Origin of the sequence: Kitasatospora sp. NPDC059803 (genome assembly GCF_042732255.1) — a bacterium.
Taxonomy (GTDB): domain Bacteria; phylum Actinomycetota; class Actinomycetes; order Streptomycetales; family Streptomycetaceae; genus Kitasatospora.
In genome coordinates this window covers 3,723-14,112 of sequence record NZ_JBHWIJ010000227.1, presented here as the reverse complement: position 1 = coordinate 14,112, position 10,390 = coordinate 3,723, and the positions used below count along the sequence as shown (strand labels likewise).

The window sequence follows — 10,390 nt, the reverse complement described above, 5'->3', positions numbered from 1 at the left end:
GCGGCGCCCGCGGCCTCCCCCGCCGTGGGGCCCCCGCGGGGGCGCCGCGGTGAGGCCGCCCGCGCCGCCCGCCCCCCGCGCCCGTACTGCCGGTTGTTCACCGAACCGATCGACGGGCCCGCCGACGGATCGGCGGACAGGCCGGCGGACAGACGGGGTGACAGACCGGGCGACAGACCGGCCGAGCCGCCGACGGTGCCCGCCCGGCGGGAGGCCTTCGACGACCGCCCCGCCGGCCAGGGCATCGGCAGCCCCCGGCTGCCGCTGGCCAGTTGAACGGCCTCCCCTGAGCACCCCCTGAGCACCCCTTGAGCGCCCCTTGAACACCCCCTGAGTACCCCCTTGGCCGCCCGCTAGGCGGCGACCAGTGCCGACGGCCGACCCGCGTGCATCACGCTGAGGTTGGTGGCCAGCCGGACCGGGTCCTGGGCCAGCCAGAGCCGCAGCGCCGCGCCCAGCATCGCGCTGGCCGACTCGATCCGGACCTCGGTGACCTGCGCGATCCGCGCCGCGCCGGGCACCAGCAGGTCGGCCAGCGGGGTCGGCAGCCAGACCGTCAGCGCGCACGGCGCCGGCGCCGTCAGAGCGCCCAGCAGGCGGTAGGCGTCCCCCGGCGAGCTGAGCGTGGGGATGATGTCCAGCAGGCCGTCGGCCACCACCTCGGACACGTCGCTGCGGTGTCCCTGGGCGAGCCGGCGGAGCAACGTGCGCTCGGCGGCGGTGATTCGGACGGTCAGCATGACCTCGTCGCACTCCATTGCGCGATTTCCTCCTCGTTCCTCCCCGTGCCGGCCGGCGGCCGGCACGAACTACCCCTGTCGCACCTCGGCCCGGCTACCTTCTGCGGAGAGCCGGGCCGGTGGGTGACTGTGTGCCCCGGTCAGATCCCCGCGTAGGAGTGCTTGCCGGTGACGAAGATGTTCACGCCGTAGTAGTTGAAGAGCCAGCAGGCGAAGGCCGCCAGCGCCAGGTAGGCCGCCTTGCGGCCCTTCCAGCCGGCCGTCGCGCGGGCGTGCAGGTAGCAGGCGTAGGCGACCCAGGTGATGAACGACCAGGTCTCCTTCGGGTCCCACTCCCAGTACTTGCCCCAGGCCGCCTCGGCCCAGATCGCGCCCGCGATGATGGTGAAGGTCCAGAGCGGGAAGACCAGGGCGTTGATCCGGTAGGACAGCTTGTCGAAGGTGGACGCGGCGGGCAGCCGGCGCCAGACCGACGCCGGGGTGCCCAGCGGGCCGGTGGTCAGGCCGGCCGCGATCCGCTTGTCGAAGGAGTCCTTGCCGAGGTACAGCAACGTGGCGATGAACGCCGCGTAGAAGGCGCCGCCGCAGAAGATCGCGGTCGAGACGTGGATCGCCAGCCACGGCGAGTGCAGCGCCGGGACGAGCTGCTCGGAGTCGGTGTAGAGCACCGTGGTGGCGATGCCGAGGGTCAGCAGCCCAGCGAGCACGACCGGCAGGCCGAGCCAGCGGACGTTCTTCTTCGAGGCCAGCAGCACCAGGTACGCCGCCGTCATGGCGAAGGCGAAGGCGCAGGAGAACTCGTACATGTTGCCCCACGGCCAGCGGGAGACCGAGAGGCCGCGGGTGACGATGCCGCCGGCGTGCAGCAGGGCGCCCAGCACGGTGAGCGAGACCGCGATCCGGCCGGCCAGGTCGGCCCGGGTGCTGTTGCCGGCCGCGCCCGGGCCGTCCTCCTCGTCCGCGCCGCGCCCGCTGGTGACCACCGTCGCGCCCTCGCCCGCCAGGGCGGTGCGGGTGAGCGTGGTGGTGCCGCCGCCGGCCCCCGCCACGGTGACGGTGACCTTCTTCGCGCCCTTGGTCCCGGCGACGGTCTCGGACAGGCTGCCCGACTGCTCCGTCGAGCGGACGGCGACGGCGCCCTTGCTGCCGAAGGTCCACTCGATCATGTGGGCGAACATGGCGAGTGTGTAGACCACCATCGCCGAATAGATCAGCTTGTTGGAGAGGTCGGCCAGCTGTGGGTCGACCCCCGAGGCGAGATGCACCGTCTACTCCTTGGAGTTCTGGTCGGCAGGGACTGCGGGGTCCTCGGGCGCGGGGCCTTCGGCTGTGGGGCCTTCGGGTGCGGCGTCGTCCTCGTCCTCCGACGCCGGGGCGTCGTCCTGGAGGTCCACCGCGAGTTCGGCCAGCTCCTCGGCGATCTTCGCCGACTCACTGCGGGCCAGGCCGGCCAGCTCCACCTGGGTGCCGCCGCCCGGCAGGGCGACCGCGCGCACCCAGATCCGGCGGCGCTGCACGAACAGCGAGCCGATCAGGCCGAGGATCGCCAGCACCGCACCGGTCAGGGCGATCGTGTTGCCCGGGCGGTGCGAGACGTTGAAGCTGGCCCACTGCTTGTAGCCCTCGAAGGTGACGCTGCCGTAGCCGTCCGGCAGGTCCCAGGCCTGGCCGGGCTTGAGCCGGGCCTTGGCGGGCTGGCCGTCCTGGGTCAGCTGGGTCAGCTTCCGGTCGTTGAGCTGGTAGATGTTCTGCGGCAGGCCGGAGTCGGTGCCCAGGTCGCCCGCGAAGGCGTTCAGCACCAGCTCGGGGGCGGCGTCGCCGGGGTAGAGCGAGACCGGGCCGGTGCCCTCGAAGCTCAGCGGCGCGGTCGGCAGGAAGAAGCCGGAGAAGCCCATCTGGGTCGGGTTGCCGTCCGGGCCAGCGCCGTAGTCGGAGACCTTCACGACACCGGTCGAGGTCAGGTTGCCGTCCTGCGGCAGGAACGGCACGGCACCCCGGTAGACGACGTCGCCCTTGCCGTTCTTGACGGTGATGACCGGGGCGTAGCCGTGGCCGATCAGGAAGACCTTGCTGCCGCCGATCTCCAGCGGATGGTTGACCTCGATCGTGCCCTGCTTGAGCTTCGAGGTGTCCTCGCCCGCCGTGTACTCGACGTTCGCGGTGAACTGCCGGGCGGCGCCGATCTGGTCGCCCTTGTCCTGGAACTTGGCGGTGAAGCCGTTCAGCTTCAGGTAGAAGGGGTCGAGGTCCTCGGTGCCGTAGAACCGCGTGCCGTTGAAGTCGTCGAGCTGGGTGATGGTGTTGGAGTAGCCCTCGCCCTCGACCATCAGCTTGCCGCCGGTGCCGGACGCCAGGCTGGCCCAGGCGAAGCCGCCGAGCAGCGCGAACAGCGACATGTGGAAGAGCAGGTTGCCGACCTCGCGCAGGTAGCCCTTCTCGGCGGCCACCGAGCCGCCGGCCAGGTTGGTGCGGAACCGGCGCTTGCGCAGCAGCCGGTGGGCGGCGGCGTTCACCGCGTCGGCGTCCGCCTCGGTGCGCCAGGCCGCGTAGACCGGCATCCGGGTCAGGTTGCGCGGCGCGGTCGGCGGCTGGGCCCGCAGCACGCCGACGAACTGCCAGGTGCGCGGGACGATGCAGCCGGCCAGCGAGACGAACAGCAGGATGTAGATCGCGGAGAACCAGACCGAGCTGTAGACGTCGAACAGCTGGAGCTTCTCGTAGATCGGCGCGACCGCGGTGTGGTGCGTCTTCCACGCCTCGACCTTGAGCAGGCCCTGACCGTTCTGGTACTGCGGGATCAGCGAGCCCGGGATGGCGGCCAGCGACAGCAGGAAGAGCAGGATCAGCGCGACCCGCATCGAGGTCAGCTGGCGCCACATCCAGCGCGCCCAGCCCAGGACCCCTATGCCGGTCGGGCCCTCGGACTCGACCGGCGCGGTGCTGAGCCGCTCGGCGGCCGCGTCGTCCGGCGCCAGGGGCAGCTCGGCCTCGGTCGTGGTCTTGCTCACGGTCAGATTCCGATCGAGAAGTCGGCGGTCCAGGACTGCAGTTCACTCATCATGGAGTCCCAGATCCCGGTGACGAGCAGCAGACCGACCGCGACGAGCATGCCGCCGCCGATCCGCATGACGAGCGGGTAGTGCCGCTTGACCCAGCCGAAGGCACCCAGTGCCCGGCGGAAGGCGAGCGCGGCCACGATGAACGGTACGCCCAGGCCGAGGCAGTAGAAGGTCATCAGCAGGGCGCCGCGCTCCGCGTCGGCCTGGTTCAGGGCCAGGTTCTGGACGGTCGCCAGGGTCGGGCCGATGCAGGGCGTCCAGCCGACGCCGAACACCATGCCGAGCAGCGGGGCGCCCCACAGGCCGACCGCCGGGCGGCGGTGGGAGCGCACCTCGCGCATGCTCAGGCCGGGGACGAGGCCCATGAAGGCGAGGCCCATGACGATGGTCAGCGCGCCGAGCACGATCGAGATGACCCGCTTGTGCGCCTGGAGGGTGTCGCCGAACTGGCCGAACAGCGCCCCGCCCGAGACGAACACCGCGGTGAAGCCGAGGATGAACAGCGTCGCCCCGAGCAGCATCCGGCCGCGCCGGGCACCGCGGGCGTCCGCGAGGTCGGCGGCGGAGAAGCCGGTCACGTACGACAGGTAACCGGGGACGAGCGGCAGCACGCAGGGCGAGAAGAACGAGACCAGCCCGGCGGCCAGCGCGATCGGCGCGGCCACCAGCAGTGCCCCGCTCTGGAGGGTCCCGGTGTTGTCGGCGAGTTGTAGCGGCAGGCTCACTGCTTCTGCTCCGCGACCACCGGCTGGAGGATCGACTCCAGCGCGTCCTGGGTCGTGCCGCCGACGGCGCGGGCGGCCAGCTTGCCGTCGCGGTCGACGATCAGGGTGGTCGGGAGCGACTGCAGGCTGAGGCTGCCCTTGGGGAACTTGAGCAGCTGGGTGCCGGCCGGGTCGAAGATGCTCGGGTAGGTGACGCCCTGCTCCTGCTCGAAGCGGACGGCGTTGGTCTTGTCGCTGTCCCGGGTGTTGACGCCGAGGAACTGGACGCCCTGGTCCTTGTACTTCTCCGAGACGGCCTGGAGGCTCTTCGCCTCGGCCCGGCACGGCCCGCACCAGGAGCCCCAGACGTTCAGCACCACGACCTTGCCGTGGTAGTCCGAGAGCTTGGTCTGGCCGCCGTCCAGGGTCTCCCCGGAGATGTCGGGGGCGCTCCCACGCTTGCCGGTGTCCACCTTCGACAGGTTGGTCCCCTTGACGGTGACGAAGCCGACCTGGCCTTCGCCGCTGCCCGACGAGCCCGAGGAGGAACAGCCGGTGAGGACGAGCGCAGCGGCGGCGACAGTGGCGGCGGCTGCGGCGACACGGGGACGGGGGCGCGCCATGGCAGACATGTGAAAAGTTTCGCATGGAGTTCCGGGCAGGTTCGCCGGGGTCCTCCCTAGCGCGTCGCACCCCCTCTGACCTGTGGCGGAGTCGGGCCGCCAGGCTCTCGCCGGGCGGCCCGATCCCATATTTACGCGGGGTTTACCAACGGCCCCGCGGGCTCACGCGCCGAAGCTCTTGCCCACCGGCTTGTCCTTGCCGCCCTTGCCGATCAGGTGCGCGGGCAGCAGGTCGCGGGCCGGCTCGCGGTAGCCGACCGAGACGATCTTGTCGCCCTCGAAGGTGAAGCTGGTCAGCGAGGCCAGCGAGCACTGCCGGCGGCGCGGGTCGTGCCAGAGCCGGCGGCGCTCGACGAAGGAGCGGACGATCCAGATCGGCAGCTGGTGGCTGACGCAGACCGCCTCGTGCCCGCGCGCGGCGTCCCGGGCGGCGCCGAGCGCGCCCATCATCCGCACCACCTGGTCGAGGTAGGGCTCGCCCCAGGAGGGCTTGAACGGGTTGGTGAGGTACTTCCAGTAGCCCGGGTTCCGCAGCGAGCCGTCGCCGACGCCGAAGGTCTTGCCCTCGAAGATGTTGTCCGCCTCGATCAGCCGCTCGTCCGCCGCGACGTCCAGGCCGTGCGCCTTGGCGATCGGCCCGGCGGTCTCCTGGGCCCGCTCCAGCGGGGACGCCACCACGTGGGTGATGTCCCGGCCGGCCAGGTCCTCGGCGACCCGCTCGGCCATCTCCCGGCCCAGCTCGGACAGCCGGTAGCCCGGCAGGCGCCCGTACAGGATGCCCTCCGGGTTGTGCACCTCACCGTGCCGCATCAGATGGACGACGGTGATCTCTTTGGCGCTCACTTCTCAGTACTCCTGGGGCTCGCAGGGATGGACTAGGCCGTGGCCGCGGCGGCCGCGCGGGCGGCGGCCGGAAGGGCGGCGGCGATCCGCTCGATCGCCCGCTCGTCGTGGGCCGCCGAGACGAACCAGGACTCGAAGGCGGACGGCGGCAGGTAGACGCCCTCGGCGAGCATCGCGTGGAAGAAGGCGGTGAAACGGTACGCCTCCTGGGTCTTGGCCTCGTCGTAGTTGGTGACGGCGGCCTCGGTGAAGAACACCGAGAACATGTTCCCGGCGGTCTGCAGCCGGTGCGTCACGCCCTCCTTGGTGAGCGCCTGCGACACCAGGCCGGAGATCTCGGCGGCGACCTTGTCCACCGTCGCGTACACCTCGTCGGTGCAGCCGCGCAGTTGGGCCAGGCCGGCCGCGGTGGCGATCGGGTTACCGGACAGGGTGCCCGCCTGGTAGACCGGGCCGGCCGGGGCCAGGTGGGCCATCACGTCGGCGCGCCCGCCGAAGGCCGCGGCCGGGAAGCCGCCGCCCATGACCTTGCCGAAGGTCAGCAGGTCCGGCGCCCAGCCCTCGTTCGCCGCCTCCAGGCCGTACCAGCCGGCCTTGGAGACGCGGAAGCCGGTCATCACCTCGTCCGAGACGAACAGCGCGCCGTTCGTCCGGCAGAGCCGGGCCAGGCCCGCGTTGAAGCCGGGCAGCGGCGGGACGACGCCCATGTTGCCGGGCGAGGCCTCGGTGATCACGCAGGCGATCTCGCCCGGGTGGGCGGCGAAGGCCTGCTCGACGGCGGCCAGGTCGTTGTAGGGCAGCACGATGGTGTCGCCGGCCTGGGCGCCGGTGACGCCCGGGGTGTCCGGCAGGCCGAAGGTGGCCACGCCCGAACCGGCGGCGGCCAGCAGGGCGTCCACGTGGCCGTGGTAGCAGCCGGCGAACTTCACCACCTTCGCGCGCCCGGTGAAGCCGCGGGCCAGCCGGATCGCGGACATGGTGGCCTCGGTGCCAGAGGAGACCAGGCGGACCTGCTCGACCGGGGCGACCCGGCCGACGATCTCCTCGGCCAGCTCGACCTCGCCCTGGCCGGGCGTGCCGAAGGAGGTGCCGCGGATGACCGCCTGCTGGACGGCGTCGATCACCGCGGGGTACGCGTGGCCGAGGATCATCGGGCCCCACGAGCACACCAGGTCGACGTACTCGCGGCCGTCGGCGTCGGTGAGGTAGGGGCCGGTGCCGGACACCATGAAGCGCGGCGTGCCGCCGACCGCGCGGAAGGCGCGCACCGGGGAGTTGACGCCGCCGGGCGTCACGACGGAGGCGCGGTCGAACAGCGACTGGGACTGGGGGGCTTCGTAGGGGTAGCTCACGGGAGACATGGTCTCAAATCGTGTCCTTGAGCTCTGCATGTCGGACCCGATCATCTGGAACGATGATCCGGGCACCGTTGTCTGTACGGTTGTCCGTACAGACGGGGCCGCTGACTGCTCCGGAGCACGGACCAGTCAGACTGTGCACTCAGAGTGCGCAAGTGTTCCGGTTGTGTGCAGGGGTGTGGAGAGGACTGCCGCGTACCGCGAGTGGGTACGGCGGCGCATGACGGGTAAGGAGCACGTCCGGAGGGACGCCGGACGTGCGGGGGTCTGTCGATTCCGGCGAATTCCGGTGAGGATGGTCCGAGTGTCCGAGGCGCAGGACGGCTACGACGAGGCTGCGGGGGGCTCCCGCAGGCCCGCCGAAACCGCACGCGGGGGTAAGGGAGCGGGCACGGGTCGTGGCCGCCGCGGCGGCGAGAGGCGGGGTGAGGGACGCGTGGGGGTGACGTACAAGTACTTCGGCGCACCGGATCGCGCCACCGCCGCCAGAGTCCCCACCGCCCTCGGACCCGGCGGGCTCGGCCTGGACGCCGGCGAACTCGGTTCGCTCGGGCGGCTCGGCGACCTGATGGAGACCAGCGGCTCCCCCAACGGCCACCTCTCCACCAAGATCAAGCCGGAGACCATGAGCGCCATGGTCCTCACCGGCATCCAGGGCGTCCCGCTGCACCAGGTCCCGCCGCTGGAACTCGTCGTGCTGCACCCCGACTACGCCGTCGTCCAACTCCCGCAGAACGTCGTCGAACCGCTCCGCAAGGCCGACGAGACCGAACTCGGCGCCGCCGCCTTCATCTGGTCCACCGTCCCCGACCGGCGCGGACCGCGCGACGCCTTCGTGATCTACAGCATGCTGCACGAGTGGCAGGACTTCGCCAACCGCCTGCACGAGGCCGGGCACCAGCTGTACTGCCTGGTCTGGCCGTAGGACTTCCGGGGCCCTTCGCCCCCGCCGGGGGAAGGCGGCCCGGGGGGAGGGGTTTTTACACGCGGGCGGTGTTGCCGGGGCGGCGGGCCCCCCCGAACCCCCGTTCGCTCTCCACCGGCTCCGCCAGCGGCCCGTCCACCAGGCGCGTCAACGCCGACACGAACACGTCCCGCTCCGGGCCGGGCAGTGACTCCAGCACCTCCCGGTGCACCCGGTCGGCGATCGCGGTGCCCCGCTCGACGGCGCGCTCGCCCGCCTCGGTGACGGAGATGATCCTGGCCCGGCGGTCGGTCGCGGACGGGCGGCGCTCGGCCAGGCCCGCCTTCTCCAGCTCGTCCACGGTGACCACCATGGTGGTCTTGTCCAGGTCCGACAGCTCGGCCAGCTGGATCTGGGTGCGCTCGGTCTCCTGCGCGTGGAACAGCACGGAGTACGCGCGGGGGGTGATCCCGAGCTCGGTGAAGGCGGCCGCCATCCGGGTCGCCAGCACGTGGCTCGCGTGGTCCAGCAGGCCGGAGATGTCACGGATCTGGCGCACGGGCGGGGTCGTCGTCATACGTCCGAGATTAGCAACGGCCCGTCCGCTGCCGGATGATCCCGTTGGCAACCAACCCCGGGTCTACGGGATGCCCAACTCGAACAGCGCATACCCCGCGTACCAGCCCGCCGCCACCACGGGCATCGCGAGCAGGCCGACCAGCGAGGACGTCCGCACCCGGCGCAGCGCCACCGCCAGGCCGATGAACAGCGGGAAGGCCGGCAGCAGGTAGCGCGAGATGTTGCCGAAGATCTGGTTGCTGCTCAGCGCGGTGGCGATGGTGAGCACCGTGTAGACCACCAGCACCAGCGGCGGCCGGGTGCGCCACAGCAGCACCAGCAGTCCGGGCAGGGCCATCAGCAGGGCGATCGCGATCAGGTCCGGGACGGGGTTGGACTGCCAGAAGTTCCAGTGCCCGGTGATCACGTCCATGATCGTGCGGACCGTGGAGGCGCCGCCGTCGAAGTAGCGGTTCCAGGCGCCCCGCTGGAGCTTGAAGTAGCCGCCCCAGTCGCCCATCCGGTAGCCGACCCAGACGACGTACCCGATCAGGCCCCACGGGGTGATCAGCATCGCGGTCAGCGGCCGGGCCACCCCGTCGGTGCGCCGGATCAGCGCCACCAGCGCGGCGATCGACACCGCGGCGATCAGCGCGGCGGCGGTCGGCCGGTTGAGGCCCGCCACCAGCGCCAGCACGCCGGCCGTCAGCCAGTGGCGGGTCATCACGCAGTAGCAGGCCCAGGCGGACAGCGCGACGAACAGCGAGTCCGAGTAGACCGCCCACTCCACCCCCGAACCCGGGAACAGGCCCCAGATCACCGCGGCGATCACGCCCGCCCGGAAGCCGCCGAGCCGCTCCGCGATCGCGAAGATCCCCGCCGCCGCGACGAGCGAGGCGATCACCGAGACGGCGATCCCGGAGCCGTACGGGCCGAGCCCGGTGACCGCGCCGACCAGCCGCATCAGCCACGGGTAGAGCGGGAAGAAGGCGGCCGAGTTCTCGTAGTAGGAGGCCAGCGGCCAGCCGTGCATCGGGAGCAGCTGCGGGTCGTAGCCGTTCTCGGCGATCCGCTGGTACCAGACGCCGTCCCAGGTGCCCAGCACGTCCCACGGCTGGGCACCGCCGCCGCGGCCCGGGTTCTTCTTGAGGTAGTCCCCGGTGTGCGACAGCAGCAGCATGAAGACCGTGAGGCCGATGGCCTTGACCACCGCGTACGCCCCGAGCGCGGGCGCGAAGCGGTCCACCAGGGCGCCGAACCGCCCGGGCCGCCGGGCCGCCCGCTCCTCGGAGCGCTCCGCGGGCCGCTCCGTCTCCGGCGCCGCGGGCGCGCCGGGCTCGGTGCTGGACGACTCGGTGCTCGATGCCGTGCTCATCTGCTCTGGGTACTCCCCGCCACGCTGGTGGTCCGCGCGGCTACGGCGCAGCGATTTCAGGTGAGCCTACGGCACACCCCCACCTGCCCCGCGAACGCCCGCCCGCCCCGAAAACCCCGTGGCGGGGGGGGGGGGCGCCGGGGGGGGGGGGGGGGGCGGCGGGGGGCGGCGGGCGCGCGCGGGGGGTGGGGGGGGGCGGGGGGTGTGGGGGGGGGGTGGGGGGGGC

10 protein-coding genes are annotated in these 10,390 nt (G+C 72.1%); 1 reads left to right on the top strand and 9 read right to left on the bottom strand.

The window, feature by feature from the left end; all coding sequences use genetic code 11:
- Window positions 1-353: 353 nt before the first annotated feature.
- The 7 genes from ACFV6I_RS28960 to hemL form a co-directional block, all read right to left on the bottom strand.
- Window positions 354-758 (bottom strand): hypothetical protein, encoded by a 405-nt coding sequence (locus ACFV6I_RS28960; RefSeq protein ID WP_063348875.1) that lies wholly within the window; start codon window positions 756-758, stop codon window positions 354-356.
- A 122-nt stretch (window positions 759-880) separates the two neighbouring features.
- Complete coding sequence (gene ccsB / locus ACFV6I_RS28955) at window positions 881-2,005, bottom strand: c-type cytochrome biogenesis protein CcsB (RefSeq protein ID WP_063348874.1); 1,125 nt, start codon at window positions 2,003-2,005, stop codon at window positions 881-883.
- Between the two features lie 3 nt (window positions 2,006-2,008).
- On the bottom strand, window positions 2,009-3,748 hold the full coding sequence (locus ACFV6I_RS28950) for a cytochrome c biogenesis protein ResB (RefSeq protein ID WP_380428459.1): 1,740 nt from the start codon (window positions 3,746-3,748) through the stop codon (window positions 2,009-2,011).
- Window positions 3,749-3,750: 2 nt separating this feature from the next.
- Window positions 3,751-4,524 (bottom strand): cytochrome c biogenesis CcdA family protein, encoded by a 774-nt coding sequence (locus ACFV6I_RS28945; protein WP_380338125.1) that lies wholly within the window; start codon window positions 4,522-4,524, stop codon window positions 3,751-3,753.
- Complete coding sequence (locus ACFV6I_RS28940; protein ID WP_363374910.1) at window positions 4,521-5,126, bottom strand: TlpA disulfide reductase family protein; 606 nt, start codon at window positions 5,124-5,126, stop codon at window positions 4,521-4,523. Before ACFV6I_RS28940 ends, ACFV6I_RS28945 begins: the two co-directional genes overlap by 4 nt.
- Window positions 5,127-5,288: 162 nt before the next feature.
- Entirely contained in the window at window positions 5,289-5,936 is a 648-nt protein-coding gene (locus tag ACFV6I_RS28935; protein ID WP_079136296.1) for a histidine phosphatase family protein, read from the bottom strand.
- A 65-nt stretch (window positions 5,937-6,001) separates the two neighbouring features.
- Window positions 6,002-7,330 carry a glutamate-1-semialdehyde 2,1-aminomutase gene (gene hemL / locus ACFV6I_RS28930; protein ID WP_380428457.1) on the bottom strand — a complete coding sequence of 443 codons (1,329 nt, stop codon included), beginning with the start codon at window positions 7,328-7,330 and terminating at the stop codon, window positions 6,002-6,004.
- Window positions 7,331-7,622: 292 nt separating this feature from the next.
- Between hemL and ACFV6I_RS28925 the strand changes: the two genes are divergently transcribed.
- Window positions 7,623-8,252, top strand: coding sequence for a hypothetical protein (locus tag ACFV6I_RS28925; protein WP_371518320.1), 630 nt, complete (start codon window positions 7,623-7,625; stop codon window positions 8,250-8,252).
- A 55-nt stretch (window positions 8,253-8,307) separates the two neighbouring features.
- On the opposite strand, the gene ACFV6I_RS28920 is transcribed toward ACFV6I_RS28925, so the two are convergent.
- Together ACFV6I_RS28920 and ACFV6I_RS28915 are read right to left on the bottom strand one after the other, a co-directional pair.
- Window positions 8,308-8,808 carry a MarR family winged helix-turn-helix transcriptional regulator gene (locus tag ACFV6I_RS28920; protein ID WP_380428455.1) on the bottom strand — a complete coding sequence of 167 codons (501 nt, stop codon included), beginning with the start codon at window positions 8,806-8,808 and terminating at the stop codon, window positions 8,308-8,310.
- Between the two features lie 63 nt (window positions 8,809-8,871).
- Window positions 8,872-10,164, bottom strand: coding sequence for a glycosyltransferase family 39 protein (locus ACFV6I_RS28915; protein WP_380428453.1), 1,293 nt, complete (start codon window positions 10,162-10,164; stop codon window positions 8,872-8,874).
- Window positions 10,165-10,390 lie beyond the last annotated feature (226 nt).